This is a genomic window from Nitritalea halalkaliphila LW7 (assembly GCF_000265075.1).
Classification (GTDB): domain Bacteria; phylum Bacteroidota; class Bacteroidia; order Cytophagales; family Cyclobacteriaceae; genus Nitritalea; species Nitritalea halalkaliphila.
Genome location: NZ_AJYA01000016.1, coordinates 114,588 through 133,196 on the forward strand (window position 1 = coordinate 114,588; position 18,609 = coordinate 133,196).

Sequence of the window (18,609 nt, forward strand, 5' to 3'; positions counted from 1 at the left end):
TGTGCAGGGCACAAAAAATCCCCAGCTTTTGGCTTCCGGGGATTTTTTTATTGACAATAGCAGGGGCTGCTTAGCAGGCTGCTCGCCTTCAGGATCAGGGTAGCACGGGGGCTTCGGCCAGCACCTGCGGGAGTTCTCCTGTCAGGCTTTTCAAGAAGGCACTTAAATCCGCCAGTTCTTCTTCGCTGAAGCTACGGTTCAGCTGGGTAATTCCCATGATCTGAACGCTTTCTTTTAGGTCATGCACACTTCCATCATGGAAGTAAGGATAGGTTTCGGCGATATTTCGTAGAGAAGGCACCTTAAACTTGAACAGATCCCCAGGATTCCCGCTCAGTGCATATAGGCCCGGGTCCTCATGAATGCGGCTGTCCACGCTGCGGAAATCTTGCATCTCGCCGAAGCGTCGGAACTGCTGTCCTCCCAGAGCCACGCCATCATGACAGGACTGGCACCCAGCATCTAAGAATACTTTTAGGCCCTTTTTTTCTTGCGCGCTGAGCGCTGCAAAGTCCTTTTCCATAAAGGCATCGAAGCGTGATGGGGTGAGGAGTTGGGACTCAAAAGCCGCTATCGCCTCGGCCACATGCTGATAGGTGATAGGCTCTTCAGCCTGAGGGAAAGCTTGGCGAAAGCGCTCCACATAGGCAGGCACCTCTTTTAGGCGCTCTAGTAAGATTCCTTCATGCGGGATGGCCATCTCCACGGGGTTCAGGATAGGCCCTTTCGCCTGCTCGGTGAGATCGGCGGCCCGACCATCCCAGAACTGCGTGTCATGCAGTACTGCATTTAATACGGTAGGAGAGTTTCGGTCGCCGAGCATCCCAGGTAGCGCCCCCGGTGAGGTGGGTAATTTATCCACCCCGTAGCGGCCCAGGTCATGGCAGGTATTACAGCTTTGCTCCCCATTAATACTCAGCCGAGTGTCGAAATATAGAAGTTGTCCCAGCTCCGCCTGTGCCTCATTCACTTCCGGGTAATCCCATTCATGGATGCCGCGTAAGGTTTTTCGGGCCTCGGCCCAAAGGAGCGCGTCTGCCGCTTCATAGGTAGTGGCTGCTTTTTCAGTGGTATTTTCTACCCGCACGATGCCGGACAATAAAAATCCAATTAGCATGGTGCTTCCGACGAGAAGGAGGTTGTTTTTCATAGTACTGTGCTGAACGATTACGTGTACAAAGATCAGCAGAAGGACAGACTAAGGAGGTGATGCAAGTCACCCTTTCCGCTGAGAATTATCTTTTATGAAGAGGATGTGTTCATAATGATAGACCTCCAGAGCCAGTGGGCGCGCATTTTTAAGAATAGATAGATTTTGTCTATGGGGGATTGATTTTTTAGATGTGGATTGGATGTATTTCAGGCAGTCATCGCCGTGCATTTTTTTAGGGAGGCACTAGGTTTGAATGGCTTTACACGTAGTGGTACAAGAGGGAGTTCGCAGTAGATTCCCTTTTTTTTGAATATTAAGAAAGAAATAACTTCGTTTTTTAGAAAATAGTCCGTAAGATTGTTGAGCAATTAAAAATTCATGTTTTTAGACGCAAGACCATATCGTCGTTTTTTTACATTGGCCTTCCGGTTTACCGGATCGATGTCTACTTTTTTCATGTGCACCTGCACCTGTTTCACGCTTACACTTATTACGGGCTAAGCCCATTAACGAAAACCATATTATCCCATCCCCATGCTGTACAGGAATTTCCTGTACACGTGCATGACTTAATCCTACAGCCAGTATGAAAGTATTAAAGTTTGGAGGTTCCTCAGTAGCGAATCTGGAAAACATCGAAAAAGTCTTCGAGATCATTCGACAAGCAGAGCAAGAAGCCGAAATCACGGTGGTGTTTTCGGCCCTTGGAGGCGTCACGGAAATTTTACTTTCTTGTGCTACCATGGCCACGAATGGTCAGGCGGCCTATGCAGAATATTTAAAAGGAGTAGAGGAGCGGCATTATGCGCTGGTTCATGCGCTTATTCCGATCCAGCAGCAGTCCGCTGTGCTGACCTATGTAAAGGTGCGCTTTAATGAGCTGGAAGACCTCTGTCATGGTGTGTACCTCATTCGGGAGTGTTCTCCGAAAACCCTTGACTACATCCTCAGCTTCGGGGAGCGTCTATCAGCCTTTATTTTAGCGGAGGCCCTCCGTGTCCGTGGTCTGGACACACATTATGTGGATGCGCGTGAACTTATCCGCACAGATGCGAATTTCGGGAATGCCAAAGTAGATTTTCCACAGACCAACGATTTGATCCTAGCGTATTACGATCAGCATCCGGGGCTAAAGGTCATCACGGGCTTCATCGCCTCGACAGCACAGGGCGCTACGAGTACGCTGGGGCGCTCGGGATCAGATTATACGGCAGCGATTTTTGCTTCTGCGTTGCAGGCGGAGGAGCTGCAGATCTGGACAGATGTTTCTGGCGTGTTGACCGCCGATCCGAAGTTGGTATATTCTGCCTTTACGATCCCTCAGCTGACCTATTTAGAGGCCATGGAGCTCTCGCATTTCGGTGCCAAGGTCATTTTTCCGAGTACCATGCAGCCGGCCATGAAAAAGGGGATTCCGATTTACATCAAGAATACCTTTGCGCCTGCGCACCCTGGCACCTTAATCGGAGGGGAGCCCGTGAATGGCAAGATCCTCAAGGGGATTTCCTCTATCTCGAATGTGTCCCTCCTGAATGTGCAGGGCTCGGGCCTGATTCATGTGGTGGGCGTTAGTCGGCGGGTCTTTGGGGCTTTGGCGGATGCCAAAATCAATATTATCCTGATTTCTCAGGCCTCTTCGGAGCATAGTATCTGCATCGCGGTGCGGGAGCCAGAGGTGAATATGGCCAAGCAGGTGATCGAGCATGAGTTTCTGTATGAGATCCAAAATGGCGAGATGGATCCTGTGCAGATCCTGTCGAATATGTCCGTGCTGGCGGCCGTAGGGGAGAATATGAAGCAAAATCCCGGTGCTGCGGGCAGGATGTTCCAGGCGCTGGGGCGAAATAATGTCAATATTTATGCCATCGCACAAGGGAGTTCGGAGCTGAATATTTCTGCGGTGGTGGCCAAGTCGGACTTGCAGAAAGCACTGAATGCGCTTCATGAGGCCTTTTTCCTTTCGGATCAGAAGGTTCTGCACGTGTTTTTAGTGGGGATGGGGCTGATCGGCAAGGCGCTGGTGAAGATGATCGCGGCGCAGCGGGAGAAGCTGGGCAGAGACCATGCGCTAGACATTCAGATTCATGGGATCGCGAATAGTCGCTACATGGCGTTTCATGAGGATGGCTTCGACCTGCATCACTGTCCCCTACCTGAAGAGGCGGAGGGTGCTGTTCCGATGGATTTAGAGGCATTTATACGGCAGATGGAGGAGATGAATTTCTCGAATGCGGTGTTTGTGGACTGTGGCGAGTCTCAGGAGGTGGCTGATGTGTACACGCGTGTGCTGGAGGCTAAGGTGGGCATCGTGACGCCAAATAAAAAGGCGAATTCCGCTTCATTAGACGCGTACCGCGAGCTCAAGCGGCTGGCCAAGAAGCGTGGGGTGAAGTTTTTATACGAGACGAATGTGGCGGCGGGCCTTCCGGTCATCAATACGCTGCAGGACCTGATGCTCAGCGGGGATCGTGTGCTGAAGATCGAGGCGGTGCTGAGCGGTTCTATGAATTATATTTTCAGTGAGCTAGAGCGTGGGGCGCCTTTTTCGGAGGTGGTGCGTCAGGCGAAGGCGCTGGGCTACACGGAGCCGGATCCACGGGATGACTTGAGTGGCATGGATGTGGGGCGAAAAATTTTGATTTTAGGTCGCGAGGCAGAGCAGGACCTAGAGTTTTCGGATGTCAGCATCGAAAGTATGGTGCCGGAAGACTGTGTGGATATCGTCGATGTGGAGGCCTTCTTGCGTCAGCTGGAGCAGCATGATGCGCGCTTCCGTGAGCGCTTAGAGGCGGCGGAGGCCGAGGGCAAGAAGCTTCGGTTTATGGCGACCTTGGAGCATGGAAAGGCACAGGTGGGCCTTCAGGCACTGCCGGCTACGCATCCTTTTTACAGCTTAAAGGGGAGTGATAACATGATTTTATTTACTACTGAGCGCTACCATGATTTTCCGATGATCGTCCGTGGTCCGGGAGCGGGCGCGGATGTGACGGCGGCAGGGTTTTTGCTGATGTGATTCGTATCGGAAATTATACCCGCTTATGAGGGCGCTGCGAAGGGTAAAGGCCTTTGCGCCGGCCACGGTCGCGAATGTGTCTTGTGGTTTTGATATATTGGGTTTTGCGATTGAGGCGCTGGGCGATCAGGTGACGGTGTCTTTTAATGATGAGGCGCGCCTGCGCGTGCTGCGCATCGAGGGGGATGGTGGCAAGCTGCCCTTAGAGGCGGATAAAAATACTTGTGCGGTGGCGATACATGCGATGCTGCTCCACCTCGGTTCGCGGCAGGGGATGGATATTATTTTAGAAAAGGGCTTGCCCTTAGGTTCCGGGATGGGCTCCTCTGCTGCGAGTGCAGCTGCTGCCTTGGTGGCGGCGAATGTTTTGCTCGGAGAGCCCTTTACGAAGGCCCAGCTGGTGCCTTTCGCGATGGAGGCGGAGCGTGTGGCCTGTGGTGCCGCGCATGCAGATAATGTGGCGCCGGCTATTCTTGGTGGCTTCGTGCTGATTCGCGACTATCATCCGCTGGATCTGGTGCCACTTCCCGTGCCGGAGGGCTTGTACTGCACCCTGCTGCATCCCCATTTAGAGTTGCGGACCGAAGATGCGCGTAGTGTTTTGAAGCAGCAGGTTTCCTTAAAAGATGCCACGGTGCAGTCGGGAAATATCGCGGGGCTGGTGGCGGGCTTATATCAAAATGACCTGGCGCTGGTTTCTCGCTCCCTAAAAGATGTGATTGCGGAGCCTTCCCGGGCGCTCTTGATCCCTGGCTTTTATGCCTTGCGGACGGCGGTCATGCAGGAGGGAGCGCTGGGGTCGGGGATTTCTGGCTCCGGGCCTACGATTTTCGTGATGAGCCCGAGTGAGGAACAGGCCCGGCGGGTAGGTGCTGTGGCGGAGGCCCTGTATCAGGAGCTCGGATTGGGCTTGGATGTTTATTATTCGGCCATCAACAGGCAAGGGGCGCATGTGCTGGAAACGGCCTAGCCTGGCGCCCGTGGGCGGAGATGCTTTCTTTAACTTTAACCATTAATCGATACCATGCAGTTTTATAGTACACAAAATCCGGCGCATCGGGTGGGGCTGAAGGAGGCCGTCATCCAAGGATTGGCTCCCGACCAGGGTTTATACATGCCGGTGGAAATTCCGACCTTACCTGCTGATTTCTTTCAGCGCCTTCCCAGCTTATCTTTTGCGGAAATCGGGCAGGAAGTGATCGGAGCGCTCTTTGGCGATAGCCTAAGTGAGGCAGAAATTCGCGAGCTGGTGGAACATACCTTGCAGTTCGATGCTCCGCTGGTGGAGGTGGAGCCAGGGATCTACAGTCTGGAGCTCTTTCATGGGCCGACCTTAGCTTTTAAGGACTTTGGGGCGCGCTTCTGCTCGAAATTGATGGCATTGCTCTTAGCCGGGGAGTCGCGAAAAGTGCGGGTGCTGGTGGCTACTTCGGGCGATACTGGAAGTGCTGTAGCTAATGGCTTCTACCGAACGCCGGGCGTGGAGGTGGTGGTGCTGTATCCGAGGGGCAAGGTTTCTGTCTTGCAGGAAAAGCAGTTTACTACCTTAGGGGAAAACATCGTGGCGCTCGAGGTGGATGGTGTTTTCGATGACTGCCAGCGCCTGGTAAAGGAGGCCTTTTTAGACGCGGAGCTTCGGGAGCAGATGCTGCTCACCTCGGCGAATTCCATTAATGTAGCCCGCTGGATACCGCAGGCCTTGTACTATTTTAGGGCCTTTGCGCAGCTCCCGCAGCCTGTCGGTGATGTGGCTTTCTCTGTACCCAGCGGAAATTTCGGAAATTTAGCAGCGGGTATTTTAGCGGCGCGCATGGGGCTTCCCATTCGCTACTTTGTCGCGGCCACCAATGTGAATAAGGTGGTGCCTGATTTCTTAAATGGGGCGGACTTTCAGCAGGTGCCTTCGGTGCAGACGATTTCGAACAGCATGGACGTGGGTAATCCCAGTAATTTCTCTCGCCTGCTGGCACTTTATGGTGGGGATGAAAAGGCACTGCGCGCACAGGTGAAAGGGTTTTATTTCGATGACCCTGAGACTGCGCCGTTCCATGCAGCAGGTGCATCGGGAGCGGGGCTATATGCTGGATCCACATGGTGCAGTAGGCTATATGGGGGTGAAAAACTTCATCAAAACCCTATCGGCTCCCTGCCAAGGTGTCTTTTTAGAGACGGCCCATCCGGGGAAATTTCGGGATGTGGTGGAAGAAACCTTAGGCTTGGAGCTGGAGCTGCCGGCGCGCTTGGCAGCATTTCTTTCAGGGGAGAAAAAGGTGGCCCCTCTTGGCAAAGATTTTGCGGCTTTTAAGGCCTATCTGCAGCAAGATGCCATGCAGGAGTCCTAATCGCTGCAGGTTTGTTTGGTAAACCTGTCGCGTTTTAAAGGGTAAATCCGTAGGGGAAGAAACAGCTTGTTTATGAAAAAGTGGAAAAACGTTTTATGTGCCTAGGTAGCGTAGCGCTCCTGGCCTTTCCTGTCAGGAAAACCCCGGTCCAGATGTAGATGGAGAAGTGGTTCCGAATCTTCGGCCGCTGAGTGCATCAGAAGAGCTGTTGGCGCTTTCGAACAGGGCCTTTGCAGAGGACTTCAGTGCGACTCTTCGGGATGTCAGCGTCAATCAGTTTTATAGCCCGCTCAGTGTGCAGCTGGCCTTATCCATGGTGATGAATGCTGCTGGTGATGAGTTGCGCGAAGACTTTCTGCGTGTTCTGCGCTACGATGCACTAGCAGTCGATGCGGCGAATGAGGCCGCGGAGACCCTGGTAAGCTTTTTGAGGAAGCTGGATAGCCGGGTAACTTTTTCGACCGCAAACGGCATTTGGTATCGGGAAGGGGGCACCTTGTATACGCCTTTTCAGGAGGCCATGAAGCGGCACTTTCAGGCCAGACTAGAGGCCGCTGATTTCGGTAATCCTGCCGTGGTGCGCGAGATTAATGGCTGGGTAAAGGCAGAGACCAATGGCCTGATTCCAGAACTTTTAGAGGCTATCGATCCTGCGACCATCATGATGCTGGTGAATGCGGTGTACTTTAAGGCAGACTGGAAAGCGCGCTTTGACGCTGCCCTCACCAAGCCTGCACCTTTTCGCGGAATTCAGGGAGTTCGGCAGGTGCAGATGATGGAGCTGGCAGAAGCTGCCGATTTCCCGTTTTCCGCTACGGAGGAGTACACCTATGTCGCCCTTCCTTACAGTAGTGGACAGTTTCAGATGGAGGTGCTCATGGTAAATGACCCCAGCCGTGCCGAGGAGTTGTTGCATTTAGAAACGCTCCAAGCGGCTGCCGAACGTGCGAATCCTCAGGGATTTCGACTGCTGTTCCCCAAGTTTGAGATGCGTTATAGAGAGGAAGACCTGGTGAAGTACATGGCGAAGATGGGGTTAGAAGCAGCTTTTTCTTCCCATCCGGGGAATTTTAGTCGCATGTTCGAAGGACCTACGGGCCCTACTGCGATCAGTGATATTATCCACGAAGCCTTTATTCAGGTAGATGAGAAGGGGACTGAGGCCGCTGCCGCTACGGCTGTAGGCGTGGTGATGACGTCCCTTCCTGCCGCTCCTCCCGAGCTGCGCATCGATAACCCCTTTTTATTTGTGATCTCCGAAGCACATAGTGGTGCAATCTTATTTGTGGGACATCTCGTAAACCCGTAACTTGCTGCTGACATGAGCAGCAGCGCCACACTTCAACTTCATGCTAAACTGGATCGGCTCATTCCCAGCAGTGCGGGGCCGATTCTTTTTTTTTAGCGGCACCTCCTATTTGGGGATGAGTGCTCATCCGGATTTTATCCGCTGTGTAGAGGAAGGCTTTACGCAGTTTGGGCTAGTGCATGGGCTAAGTCGGGCGAATAATGTGCAGCTGTCTGTGTATGCGGACTTCGAGTCGGCTTTTGCCAAAGGTGCTAGTGCGGAAAAGGCCCTTCTTTTCAGCAGTGGCTTTTTAGCAGGACGACTTGCTTTGGAGCTGCTGATCCCGAAGGTGCAGCGGGCTTTTTATGCGCCAGACATTCACCCTGCCGTTTTGCCGGCCACGGCGGCCCCTAGTGCGGCGAAAAATTTTCAAGCTTGGCAGCAAGAGATCAAATCCAGTATGGCTACTTTGCCGAAAGGCAGCACCTGCTTAGTGGCGGCGAATGCCTGCGATCCATTAGGCTTAGCCGTCTATGCCTTCGACTGGCTCGAGGAGCTCGCCCGGGAGCATCGGGTGTACCTTTTGGTGGATGATAGCCATGCTTTCGGGTTATTAGGCGCAGGGCTTTTCGGCACCTATTCTAGCTTACCAAAGGAGGCTTGTCAGGTGCTGGTGAGTGGCTCGCTCGCGAAAGGGCTAAGCCTTCCTGGGGGGATTCTTTTAGGCGCGGAGTCCCTTTTAGCGGAGCTACAGGCGACAGCGGCATTCCGTGGTGCTTCGCCTATGCCGCCAGCTATGCCCATGCATTTTTACAGGCTCAGGAGCTGTACAGAGAGGCGCAAGCGCGCCTGCAGGAGTTGCTGGCCTACATGCGAATGCGCTGTATGGCAGCAGAGCTTTCGGATTTCTTGCTGCAGCACCCACAGCTGCCGATTTGGCGCTTGCCAGAAGGCTCCATCGCGAAGCACTTACTCGAAAAAGAGCGCATATTGATTTCCTCTTTTCCCTATCCGGCGGCTGACTCGCCTGCCTTAAATCGGATTGTGCTGGCTGCTTGGCATCAAAAAGAGGATATCGATCGTCTGGTGGAGGTCCTGAGTAGACGGCTACATAGCTGAGAGCAGGCAGGCGATTTTTTCTTTGGATAGAAAGTCCTATCTTAGAATCTTATTAACTAGCAGCAGCATGAAGCATATTTCGTATTCTTTCGGTGCCCTCGCACTTATTGTGGGCAGTTTTTTTGCCTGTCAGTCTAATCCCGGCGCGATGTACTCTTTGAAAAAATTCCTGATAGTTATCCGGTTTTACAACAAGTTTTAGCGGATCCGGAGAAGTATCAGGTGCAAATCATCGTCTCTGAAATCGAGCAAGATGAAGCGGGACAGGTGAAGGGTTTCGCACGCAGTAGCTTTGGTTTAGACGATACGCGCTATTACTATCCGGCGAGCACGGTAAAGCTCCCTATCGCGATCCTAGCCCACGAGTGGCTGGCCGAACAAGAGGTGCCTGGCCTAAACCGGGAGACGCCGATGCTTAACTTGACGGCTCGGGAGGCACAAACAGAAGCCCGTTTCGATAGTACAAGTGCTAACTTGCTGCCAAGTATTGCACATTATGCAAAGAAAATTTTGTTAGTGAGTGATAATGATGCGTATAATCGCCTCTATGAGCTTTTAGGGCAAGACTATATCAATGAGAAATTGCGCCAAAAAGGGTTAGCACATACGGTAATCAATCATCGGTTAAGCATTCCACTGCCTGCGGAAGAAAACCGTCATGTTAACCCGATACGTTTTTTACAGGCTGATGGAAGCACCTTATTTGAGCTGCCTGCACGGGAGGCTTCAGGCGTTTATGTTAACCAAGATGCTCCCATGTTAGCCAAGCAGTATTATATCGGGGACAGTTTGGTGTCTGCTCCTATGGACTTCACGACGAAGAACAAATACGCTTTGGGTGATTTTATGGCAACTTTGGAGCGCTTGGTTTTTCCGGAGGCCTTTTCCAGTGAGCAGCAGTTTGCAGTAGCCGCTGAGGATCGGGATTTTCTTCTTACGTATATGGGCATGCTGCCCCATGAAAGTCAGTTTCCCGCCTATGACCCGAAGGAATTTTACCCGAGCTACAGTAAGTTTTTCAAGTTCGGCACATCTAAGGAGCCGATTCCGGATCAGTTTCGTCTTTATAACAAGACGGGCATGGCGTATGGACACCTGTTAGATGGGGGCTATTTCGTGGATGAGGAGAAGGGAATCTCCTATTTTATCGCTGCGGTCATTTATGTGAATGAAAACGAGACCTTAAATGATAATTCCTATGAATACGACGAAGTTGGATTTCCATTTTTCGCAGAATTAGGGGAGTATGTGTACCAGCATTTTGTACGCCGTCAGGAAACAGGTACCTTCACTCCCTATCAGCGGCTGGGAACATCGCCTTGGGAGCAGGCGCTGAAGAAAAAGTAGTGCCCATTCCAGTATGAGCCAGCTTTTAGCCAGGCCTATATGAGGTTATTAGGTCGTAGGTCCAAAAAAGCTACAAAAGCAAAAAAGGCGTCATCTCTTAAGTTGACGCCTTTTTCCTAGAATCACCAGGGTCTTTAAATCCGTATCGTTTTAAACGGTTTCGCTGAGCAGCAGATCGATGTCTTTCAGGCTTAGCTTGCCTTCGTAATAGGCTCTGCCAAAGACCACTGCATTTAGTCCCATATCGCGAAGCTGTCGGAAGTCGTCGATATCACGAACACCACCTGAGGCCGCTAGTGCCAGATTCGGAAAGCGGGCGATCAGGTCTTGGTACAAGGCGTAGTTCGGTCCTTCCATCACCCCATCACGGGTGATATCCGAAATTTTTACATATTTCAGGCCTCGCTCGTAAAAATAGTCCAGGTGATCGTATAGGTTGGTGGCTGTCTTTTTCAGACGGCCTCTAACCTTAATCAGCATATCCTCAGGGTTCACGTCGATGGCAAGGTTGATTTTTTCACGTCCATAAGACATGATCATGTTCGCAAAACGCTCGGGATAGGCCACGGTCACGGAGGCAGCGGTAATCGTTTTAGCGCCATATTCAAAACATTTCATGACATCACCGTCTGTGGTAATACCTCCCGTGAAGTCCACTTTTAGATTGGTATAGCCGGCGATGGTTTCCAGAATATGGTAATTTTGGGGCTCTCCTTTACGTGCCCCATCTAAATCGACGAGGTGCAGGCGCTTGATCCCATGATCCTCGAAAGCTTGGGCGATTTCCAAGGGGTTATGGGAAATGATTTCTTGATTTGCAAAGTCGCCCCTTTTTAGACGGACGCATTTGCCCTCGATGAGCCAAATGGAAGGGATGATCTCAAACATAGTGATTCTGATTTTAACGGTGTAATACTTATTTCAGGCGTACGGGTCCTAATTGTACTAAATATAAAAAAAATGGTTGACTTTTTTACGTAAAATTGAAAAATCTTTGAAAAAATTTCTTCCGAACACCTGCTCGCCTTCCCTCTGATGCCCTAAAAATGCTCTTTCACCCAAGCGCGGATCTCTTCCTCCAAGGCCGCTATCTCGGCGGGACTTTTTTCCATCACACCACCGAAAAGGAGGTAACTATGAAATTCCATCTGTGTGAAATCACAGAGTCCCACACGGATCAGTCGTTCATAAGCTTCCTTTAAGCCCTCCGCTTCGATATAGGTATCAGGCGCCCCGGCGGTTTGGATAAGGCTTAGGCTTTTGCCCTTTAGGGCAAAGGGCCCTGAAGCATCTCCCTCAGGATAGGCGAATCCGGGACTGAGGACCACGTCGAGGTAGGCTTTCATCGGGGCAGGCATACTCCACCACCAGACTGGATGGAGCAGGATGATGTGCTCGGCACGACGCCAAAATTCCTGCTCCGCGGCGATCTGTGCTTCCTGTGACACCCCAGCTCGATCTGACCAGCGCTGTGCATCTAAATGACCGATGCTTTCGATCTCGCGGAGGGCGCGCAGCTGTACGGCAACTCCCCTTTCCTCCAGCGCAGTAAATAAAACGCTTTCCAGGTGTGCATTCAGGCTTTTGGCACTCGGGTGGCCAGAGAGAATAAGCACCTCCTGTGCGAGCAGCAGCTGCGTGAACAGGCACAGGCAGGCGGTCAGAAGTGCCGGGCGAAGGGTTTTCTGGCGCTGGCTCATAGTTTCTGCACTACTTCCCGCTTCGGCAAGCGAATGCTCCACATGCCACGCAGGTCTCCCACTGCATGGTTGCGCGCCTTGTCCTCAGGATAGCGTTCGGTGAGCTTGGCCAGCGTCTCAGCAGCGATCTCGCTACCTTCTTTTCCATGGCAGGCGAGGCAAAACTCTCCAGGAATGGTGATGGCACGGGTGAACAGGAGCACTTCACCCCCTTCTATTTTCTGCACGTTCGGCTCCGATTTCAATTCATTTTCCACATTATAGGCATACATATCCAAGAAAGGCTTTTCCTCCTCGCGCGGTGCATCTGCTGGGTTTCGGTAGTCATAGGACACCCGTCGGATTTCGATGCCTTTCGGGGCCACCTCCTCGATCAGGCTGATGGCATTTACCTGGCAGAAGTCGATGGCGCCTACGACCCCTTCGCGCTCGATGGCCTCACGCAGCGCCGTGATCAGCTGTGCTTGGGCTTCATCTGCCAGCTCCTCGCCCCACTCTAGGGCACCCTTTAAAATGGTGGCTTCCGAAAGCTTTTTCGCCTGCATGCTTCGGTTCACCTGCTCGAACACTTCGCGGTCTACACGTTCATTCGTGCTACAAGCGATCCAGGTCCAACTTAAAAGTAGTGTGCAACTTAAGAAAAGAATGCGTCTCATGTCGTAGGGGTCTTTAAATGGTAAAGATACTAGTTTTCAAACGCTTTTCGGCGGTGTGCTGTTCATTTCAGAAGGATTATTGCGGCCCGCAAATGAAAATTGCTCCGAAGGAGATAAAAAACAGTGCCTACGAAATAAAAGCACTTGTTAGCGCGTATTGTAAAATTTTATTTTGACTTTATAAAAGTTTCTTTTTAGTTGAAGAGATCGATGAAATATTATTTGGAATCGACGCTTTTAAATAGCAAAGATTTTACTCAATTTTGAGACCGAGTATAAACCCAAACAGCAAGGATATGCATACCTTCATGCGGCCGGAGAGCTTGATGATGAGCCACGGCTATAAACCAGAACTTTCGGAAGGGGCGATTAAATGCCCGATTTTCCAAACCTCGACTTTTGTCTTTAAGTCTGCTGAGGAGGGCAAGGCCTTTTTTCAGGTGGCGTATGGGCAGCGGGAGCAGGACCCGAATGAGGAGCTCGGCCTCATTTATAGTCGCCTGAATAATCCTGACTTACAGATTTTAGAGGAGCGCCTATGCCTCTGGGATAAGGCGGATGCCTGTGCCGTTTTCGAGAGCGGTATGTCGGCGATTTCTACGGTGATGCTGGAATTTTTGCGGCCAGGAGACTTTTTGCTTTACAGTAAGCCTGTATATGGCGGAACGGACCACTTCATCAACAAGGTGCTGCCTCAGTATGGCATCCGAGCATCGGCTTCACCGAGCAGGATACCCAAGAAGAGATTTTAGCGCGCATCGATGCGGGCGGCAGTCGGGAGCGCGTGAAACTCGTCTATGTGGAGACGCCCGCGAATCCGACGAACGCCCTTTTCGATTTGGCGCTTTGTCGTGCGGTGGCTGAGCAGTGCGGCGGTGCTGAGCGAGCCGTTTTCTGTGTGGATAACACCTACATGGGGCCACTTTGGCAAAGCCCCATCGCGCACGGTGCGGACTTGGTGGTGTACTCGGCCACTAAATACATCGGCGGACATTCTGACCTGATCGCTGGTGCGGTGCTGGGTAGCCAAGCCTACATGGGCCGGATCCGAGCTCTGCGTACGTTTTTGGGTAACATGGCGGGCCCCTGGACGGGCTGGCTGCTGATGCGGAGCTTAGAAACCCTAAAAGTGCGTATGGATCAGCAGGCGCTAAATGCCCGTTCGGTGGCAGATTTTCTAGCGGCACATCCGAAGGTCGCCAAGACCTATTACCTCGGTCATTTGGCAGAGCACTCCGCCCAAAAAGAAATTTTCAACAGGCAGTGCAGCACCGCTGGGGCCATGCTTTCTTTCGACATCGTGGGTGGCGAGGCTGAGGCTTTCCGGTTTTTAAATGCGCTGAAGCTGATTAAGCTGGCCGTTTCCCTGGGCAGCACGGAGTCCCTGGCGGAGCATCCCGCTACGATGACACACAGCGATGTGAGCGCGGAGGACCGCGAGCGTCTGGGGATTTCTCCTTCCCTCGTGCGGATTTCTGTTGGTGTGGAGCATGCCGAAGATATCATCTGGGATATACAGCAGGCCTTAGAAAAGGCGTAATCCTGCCCCCTCTTACCTTGCAGCTTCTGCAGGGTGCTGTAGTGTCTATTGCTTTAGTTTATATTATTTTGGCGCGCAGCGCCAAAACACAAAAAGGAGTCTTCACGTACATGCCGTTATGGCGTGAACCTGAAGACTCCTCCTCTTTTTCTGCGTTGCTTTTCGCTGTTTATCCGACGTGTTTTTTCAAAAAGGCCACACTGCGCTCCCAAGCTAATTTAGCCGATGGTTCGTCGTAGCGCGGGGTGGAGTGGTTATGAAAGCCATGGTTGGCCTCTGGGTAAAAATGCACTTCGTAAGTTTTACTTTCTCGTTTGAGGGCGGTTTCGTATGCCGGCCATCCCGCATTTACGCGGGTATCGAGTTCAGCGTAGTGCAACTGTAGGGGCGCTTGAATGGCGGCTACATCTTGCTCCTCGGGCTGTCCACCGTAAAAAGGCACTGCTGCGGCGAGGTTTGGTAGTTTTACCGCCATGTTATTTGCGATCCATGCTCCGAAGCAAAACCCGATGACGCCTACTTTTCCATTTCCGGCTTCGTGGTCGGCGAGGAGCTGGTGGCCAGCGATAAAGTCGCTCAGCATTTCATCGCGATTTCTTTGCGCCTGCAGGCGCCGTCCCTCATCATCATTCCCGGGGTAGCCGCCGAAAGGGCTGAGCATATCGGGTGCTAGGGCGATAAAGCCATCCAGTGCTGCCTGCTTAGCGGTATCTTCGATGTAGGGATTAAGGCCACGGTTTTCATGTACGACCAGCAGGGTAGGAAGTGGGCCGCTCCGTTCTTTCGGTAGCACGAGCAGCGCCTGGATCTCCCCTCCTCCGTCTGGGGAAGTGTAGGTGATGCGCTGGCTTTCGATGCGGGGGTCGTCCTCCTGAAAGCGCTTCGTGCCTATGTAGTCGGGCATCAAGTAGCTACTTAGCGCGGCGATGCTAAGGCCACCTACGGTGTAGCGGGAGAGCTTGTCCATAAACTGCCTGCGGTTCAGCTGACCATGGACGTAGTAATCGTACAGGTCATAGACCTCTTGGGGCAGCTTAGGCTTCGGTGTTTTTTCCATAAAGTGGTGTGGTTTAAGAAGAAAACAGCGTGCTGGCTAAAGTGTTCGGGGTATGGGCTGTTCCGTCGGCAGCTATTCGCTCGCCTCGTTTTGTTCTAAAAAGCGCTCCCGGCCTTTTTTTTATCAGAATAGGAAGCAGGAGCATGCCTGCGCGCTGGAGCAGCCCTGGTGATCGGGAACTGCGTAGGCGGCTGCGGATGTCGTCGTCCAAGAGGCCCTCTCGCTCGAGGGTTTCCATGACCCGCTGCATTTTTTTTCTTTTTTTTACCTTTAAATAGGCGCACTAGGGAGAAAGCTAAAATGCCTCCACCCAGCACAGCGGCTCCGAGTTTTAGGATATCTCCCTGCTCGTTTTTGGCCACGGAGAGCTGCATGCGCAGGGTCTGCTCTAAGGCCTCGGCTTGTTTTTTCAGCTCTTCGTTCATGGCTTTTTCTTTTGAAAGAGGAATAAAAATCTTCTGAAGAAGTCCTTAAACGACTGGATAAACCCTTCGGAATCGCGGATGATATACAGCAGGATGAAGAGCAGGGTGTAGATTAGCCCCACATAGAGGAAGCCCATAGACGGAGAGTACAACTTCTCTCCGATGAAAAAAGCCAGCCAAAGGCTCATAAATAAAAGTACCATTAGGCCAGCGAGGCCCATGGTTACCAAGATAAATATGCGGGCAATCAAGCTGCTGACCTGATCTTCGACTTCGTTTTTAAGAAGTTGCAGGCGAACTTCGATCAGCTGCTTGACGGTCTGGACGATTTCAGCGATGTTAAACATAGCGCAGATTTTCAGTTTTCGAGGATGTAAACTCCCAATATACGCGCTTCTATCCGAAATTAAAAACTACTTTCGGGTGCCGCTTCCTCGCTGCCGCTGTAGTAGCGGTAGGTCAGCACATGCTCTACAGCCAGGCGTAGGGCTTCGTTTACGGGGAATGTTTTAGCGGCGAGCTCAAAATCGATGCCATACAGGTAGGAGTATGCGCCGCTGCTGCTGCTGACCTCCAGGCTGCCTTCCTGGACCGCCTGCTGGGCCACTTGGAAGGCGTCTGCTTTCTGGGTTTTGATTTTTTTACAGGTGATAATTTCGCGCTGCCCCTGTTTGTTTTTTCTGGCGCTCGCGCCAAAGACCCTGCAGATCAGTCCGCGCTGTGCATAGGCAGAACAAAAACCCGACTCGCCATCTTCGCTGAAGCTCTTGTATAGGATGCAGGGTTTCGTGCTGCCGGCTTCCTCTAGCCGAAGTAAGGCTTCTTCGCCTTTTCCCTGCTCGACGATATGGAAGGCAAAAGGTAAAAATTCAAGGATGGAAGCCTGCACGGTGGGCTTGCTACAGCAAAAACCACAGCCTGGCAAGCAGCCTAGGCCGCTCTGCCCGATGAAAGCCTGCATTTCAGCGTCCAGCTCCTTATATAATTCACTGACCGCAAGGGACTTCTCCTTTAGATTCATAGGTTGTCAAATAAAAGTTTGCGAAGGTAGAAAGAGTTTTCGAATGGTACAATAAGAAAATGTTATGGTAGAATAAAAAGTTGGGCTGCCCTAACTTCCTACTTCTAGTTAGGTTAATTCATAGAAGCTGCCTATTTTTGTTAGTTTGCCGCAGGCAAGCACAAAACCGGGCGGAAAGCCGTCCTTTTAGCCTAAACGAATTAAGATATGGAAGAGAAAACCAACCATTTAGACCAAAAACAGGAAGAAAAGATCCGCAAAGCGTTTAAGGAGCGCGATTGGAGTGAGATTAAAAGTGCGGACAGCTGGGTAATTTTTAAGGTGATGTCTGAATTTGTGCAGGGCTTCGAGAAGTTAGCCAAAATCGGCCCTTGTGTTTCCATTTTTGGCTCGGCTAGAACGCCGCAGGATCACCCCCATTACAAGTGTGCGGAAGAAATCGCAGCCAAGCTGGTGCGTCATGGTTATGGTGTTATCACGGGTGGTGGACCGGGCATCATGGAGGCAGGAAATAAAGGGGCGCATTCTCAAAATGGCAAGTCGGTAGGTCTTAACATCGAGCTGCCTTTCGAGCAGTTTAATAATATTTACATCGACCCGGATAAGATCATCAACTTCGACTATTTCTTCGTCCGCAAGGTGATGTTTACCAAGTATGCACAGGGTTTCGTGGTGCTTCCGGGGGGTTTTGGGACTTTGGACGAGCTATTCGAGGCGCTTACGCTTATTCAGACGAATAAAATCGGCCGTTTTCCGATCGTCCTCGTGGGCAAGGCCTACTGGGAGGGGCTGCTCGACTGGCTAAAAGCTACGATGCTGGAGCAGCACGGCTACATCAGTGAAGGCGATTTAGATCTATTCTCTGTGGTAGACGAGCCAACAGACGCGGTAAAAGTAATCGATGAATTTTACAGCAAGTACCTGCTGTCTCCCAACTATTAATGCGATTTAATTTTCATCTTATTTTCCTTTATTTGGCCGTAGGCGGGCTGCTGGTACTCCAGTTTTGGCCCGGCCGAGGGCCTGTAGACTCTCCACTTCCCGAAGACTATGCGCCTTATGCCGTGGCAGCGGGGGCGGAGGTGGCGGCTTCGGGTGGTTTGCGGGCGCCTTTTGCGCTGCTGCCGCTTCCGGAGGAGCTGGATTTTGCGGGGGAGCGCGTGCCACTGGAGGATCTGCATGTGCGGGAGCGGATGGAGCGGGAACTTTACGTAAATGCATACTGGGAGTCCAACTTGATCCTGCTGAAAAAGCGATCGGCTAAGTATCTACCGGAGATCGAGCGGCTGCTCGCGGCGGCAGGTGTGCCGGATGATTTTAAATATGTGGCCATAGCCGAGTCGGCCCTGCTGCATGTCACCTCTCCTGCGGGTGCTCGGGGCTTTTGGCAGTTTATGCCCAAGACGGCGAAGGAATACGGTTTGGAGGTGAGCAGCGATGTAGACGAGCGTTATCACCTGGAGAAGGCCACGCTGGCGGCAGCACGGTACTTAAAAAAGGCCCATGCCCGCTTTGGAACTTGGGCAGCAGTGGCGGCAAGTTATAATATGGGGCAGGCGGGGCTGGCGAATCGCATGCAGGAGCAGCGCGTCAACACGTATTTCGACCTGTACTTGAACGATGAAACGAGCCGATACCTGTTCCGGGTTTTGGCGTTTAAACTGCTTTTTGAGCAGCCCGAAACGTACGGGTACTTTGTGCCTGAGGCTGAGCGCTACCGTTATCCGGAGACGCGTACCCTTCGCGTGGACACGGCTATTCCGGATTTAGCTGTTTGGGCACAAGCCCAGGGCAGCACCTACCGGGATCTAAAATGGCTTAATCCTTGGTTGCGGAGCAGAAAATTAGCCCCTGCCCGGGGCAAAACCTATGAAATCAAGCTCCCTGTGGGGAGTGCCTAAACCCTGCCTGCCTTTCAGGGGTTAGGGGGATGATACGTGCAGGTACC

14 protein-coding genes and 3 pseudogenes are annotated in these 18,609 nt (G+C 52.0%); 9 read left to right on the forward strand and 8 right to left on the reverse strand.

Annotation, left to right across the window (positions count from 1 at the left end):
* Nucleotides 1–94: 94 nt before the first annotated feature.
* Nucleotides 95–1,150 carry a cytochrome-c peroxidase gene (locus A3SI_RS06100; RefSeq protein WP_009054391.1) on the reverse strand — a complete coding sequence of 352 codons (1,056 nt, stop codon included), beginning with the start codon at nt 1,148–1,150 and terminating at the stop codon, nt 95–97.
* Nucleotides 1,151–1,739: 589 nt separating this feature from the next.
* Here A3SI_RS06100 and thrA point away from each other — a divergent pair.
* From thrA to A3SI_RS06130, 6 genes and pseudogenes are all read left to right on the forward strand, one after another.
* Nucleotides 1,740–4,195, forward strand: a pseudogene (thrA, locus tag A3SI_RS06105) (bifunctional aspartate kinase/homoserine dehydrogenase I).
* On the forward strand, nt 4,192–5,136 hold the full coding sequence (locus tag A3SI_RS06110) for a homoserine kinase (RefSeq protein ID WP_009054393.1): 945 nt from the start codon (nt 4,192–4,194) through the stop codon (nt 5,134–5,136). The pseudogene thrA and the gene A3SI_RS06110 overlap by 4 nt, the downstream one beginning before the upstream one ends.
* Nucleotides 5,137–5,190: 54 nt before the next feature.
* Nucleotides 5,191–6,508: pseudogene (gene thrC, locus A3SI_RS06115) on the forward strand (threonine synthase).
* A gap of 166 nt (nt 6,509–6,674) precedes the next feature.
* Nucleotides 6,675–7,817 (forward strand): serpin family protein, encoded by a 1,143-nt coding sequence (locus A3SI_RS06120; protein WP_040670287.1) that lies wholly within the window; start codon nt 6,675–6,677, stop codon nt 7,815–7,817.
* A 115-nt stretch (nt 7,818–7,932) separates the two neighbouring features.
* Nucleotides 7,933–8,790, forward strand: coding sequence for an aminotransferase class I/II-fold pyridoxal phosphate-dependent enzyme (locus A3SI_RS06125; protein WP_050977410.1), 858 nt, complete (start codon nt 7,933–7,935; stop codon nt 8,788–8,790).
* Between the two features lie 347 nt (nt 8,791–9,137).
* Nucleotides 9,138–10,262, forward strand: coding sequence for a serine hydrolase (locus A3SI_RS06130; RefSeq protein ID WP_009054402.1), 1,125 nt, complete (start codon nt 9,138–9,140; stop codon nt 10,260–10,262).
* A 150-nt stretch (nt 10,263–10,412) separates the two neighbouring features.
* Here A3SI_RS06130 and A3SI_RS06135 read toward each other — a convergent pair whose 3' ends face one another.
* The 3 genes from A3SI_RS06135 to A3SI_RS06145 all read right to left on the reverse strand — a co-directional run bounded on the left by A3SI_RS06135 (nt 10,413) and on the right by A3SI_RS06145 (nt 12,618).
* A complete protein-coding gene (locus A3SI_RS06135; RefSeq protein ID WP_009054404.1) occupies nt 10,413–11,150 on the reverse strand; it encodes a 1-(5-phosphoribosyl)-5-[(5-phosphoribosylamino)methylideneamino]imidazole-4-carboxamide isomerase in 738 nt (245 codons plus the stop codon).
* A gap of 152 nt (nt 11,151–11,302) precedes the next feature.
* Nucleotides 11,303–12,004: an NAD(P)H-dependent oxidoreductase gene (locus A3SI_RS17220; RefSeq protein WP_238531626.1), complete on the reverse strand. Its 702-nt coding sequence runs from the start codon at nt 12,002–12,004 to the stop codon at nt 11,303–11,305.
* Nucleotides 11,959–12,618 carry a Tll0287-like domain-containing protein gene (locus A3SI_RS06145; protein ID WP_009054408.1) on the reverse strand — a complete coding sequence of 220 codons (660 nt, stop codon included), beginning with the start codon at nt 12,616–12,618 and terminating at the stop codon, nt 11,959–11,961. The genes A3SI_RS17220 and A3SI_RS06145 overlap by 46 nt, the downstream gene beginning before the upstream one ends.
* A gap of 296 nt (nt 12,619–12,914) precedes the next feature.
* On the opposite strand from A3SI_RS06145, the pseudogene A3SI_RS06150 reads away from it, so the two are divergent.
* A pseudogene (locus A3SI_RS06150) lies at nt 12,915–14,158 on the forward strand (cystathionine gamma-synthase family protein).
* Between the two features lie 169 nt (nt 14,159–14,327).
* Here the strand turns inward: A3SI_RS06150 and A3SI_RS06155 are convergent.
* From A3SI_RS06155 to A3SI_RS06170, 4 genes are all read right to left on the reverse strand, one after another.
* The gene (locus tag A3SI_RS06155; RefSeq protein ID WP_009054410.1) at nt 14,328–15,215 is read right to left on the reverse strand and encodes a dienelactone hydrolase family protein; all 888 of its coding nucleotides are present in this window, start codon (nt 15,213–15,215) and stop codon (nt 14,328–14,330) included.
* Between the two features lie 95 nt (nt 15,216–15,310).
* Nucleotides 15,311–15,640, reverse strand: coding sequence for a hypothetical protein (locus A3SI_RS06160; protein WP_009054411.1), 330 nt, complete (start codon nt 15,638–15,640; stop codon nt 15,311–15,313).
* Entirely contained in the window at nt 15,637–15,987 is a 351-nt protein-coding gene (locus A3SI_RS06165) for a phage holin family protein (RefSeq protein WP_009054413.1), read from the reverse strand. The genes A3SI_RS06160 and A3SI_RS06165 overlap by 4 nt, the downstream gene beginning before the upstream one ends.
* 59 nt (nt 15,988–16,046) lie before the next feature.
* Entirely contained in the window at nt 16,047–16,661 is a 615-nt protein-coding gene (locus tag A3SI_RS06170) for a YkgJ family cysteine cluster protein (RefSeq protein ID WP_009054414.1), read from the reverse strand.
* 207 nt (nt 16,662–16,868) lie between these two features.
* On the opposite strand from A3SI_RS06170, the gene A3SI_RS06175 reads away from it, so the two are divergent.
* Both A3SI_RS06175 and A3SI_RS06180 read left to right on the forward strand, forming a co-directional pair.
* On the forward strand, nt 16,869–17,603 hold the full coding sequence (locus tag A3SI_RS06175; RefSeq protein WP_009054415.1) for an LOG family protein: 735 nt from the start codon (nt 16,869–16,871) through the stop codon (nt 17,601–17,603).
* Complete coding sequence (locus tag A3SI_RS06180; RefSeq protein WP_009054416.1) at nt 17,603–18,562, forward strand: lytic transglycosylase domain-containing protein; 960 nt, start codon at nt 17,603–17,605, stop codon at nt 18,560–18,562. The genes A3SI_RS06175 and A3SI_RS06180 overlap by 1 nt, the downstream gene beginning before the upstream one ends.
* Nucleotides 18,563–18,609: the final 47 nt, after the last annotated feature.

Bases quoted from the DNA above. Each gene is read 5' to 3' on its own strand.
- A3SI_RS06100 (WP_009054391.1), bottom strand. From the start codon at position 1,150: ATGAAAAACAACCTCCTTCTCGTCGGAAGCACCATGCTAATTGGATTT.
- A3SI_RS06110 (WP_009054393.1), top strand. From the start codon at position 4,192: ATGAGGGCGCTGCGAAGGGTAAAGGCCTTTGCGCCGGCCACGGTCGCG.
- A3SI_RS06125 (WP_050977410.1), top strand. From the start codon at position 7,933: ATGAGTGCTCATCCGGATTTTATCCGCTGTGTAGAGGAAGGCTTTACG.
- A3SI_RS06135 (WP_009054404.1), bottom strand. From the start codon at position 11,150: ATGTTTGAGATCATCCCTTCCATTTGGCTCATCGAGGGCAAATGCGTC.
- A3SI_RS06145 (WP_009054408.1), bottom strand. From the start codon at position 12,618: ATGAGACGCATTCTTTTCTTAAGTTGCACACTACTTTTAAGTTGGACC.
- A3SI_RS06155 (WP_009054410.1), bottom strand. From the start codon at position 15,215: ATGGAAAAAACACCGAAGCCTAAGCTGCCCCAAGAGGTCTATGACCTG.
- A3SI_RS06160 (WP_009054411.1), bottom strand. From the start codon at position 15,640: ATGAACGAAGAGCTGAAAAAACAAGCCGAGGCCTTAGAGCAGACCCTG.
- A3SI_RS06165 (WP_009054413.1), bottom strand. From the start codon at position 15,987: ATGTTTAACATCGCTGAAATCGTCCAGACCGTCAAGCAGCTGATCGAA.
- A3SI_RS06170 (WP_009054414.1), bottom strand. From the start codon at position 16,661: ATGAATCTAAAGGAGAAGTCCCTTGCGGTCAGTGAATTATATAAGGAG.
- A3SI_RS06175 (WP_009054415.1), top strand. From the start codon at position 16,869: ATGGAAGAGAAAACCAACCATTTAGACCAAAAACAGGAAGAAAAGATC.
- A3SI_RS06180 (WP_009054416.1), top strand. From the start codon at position 17,603: ATGCGATTTAATTTTCATCTTATTTTCCTTTATTTGGCCGTAGGCGGG.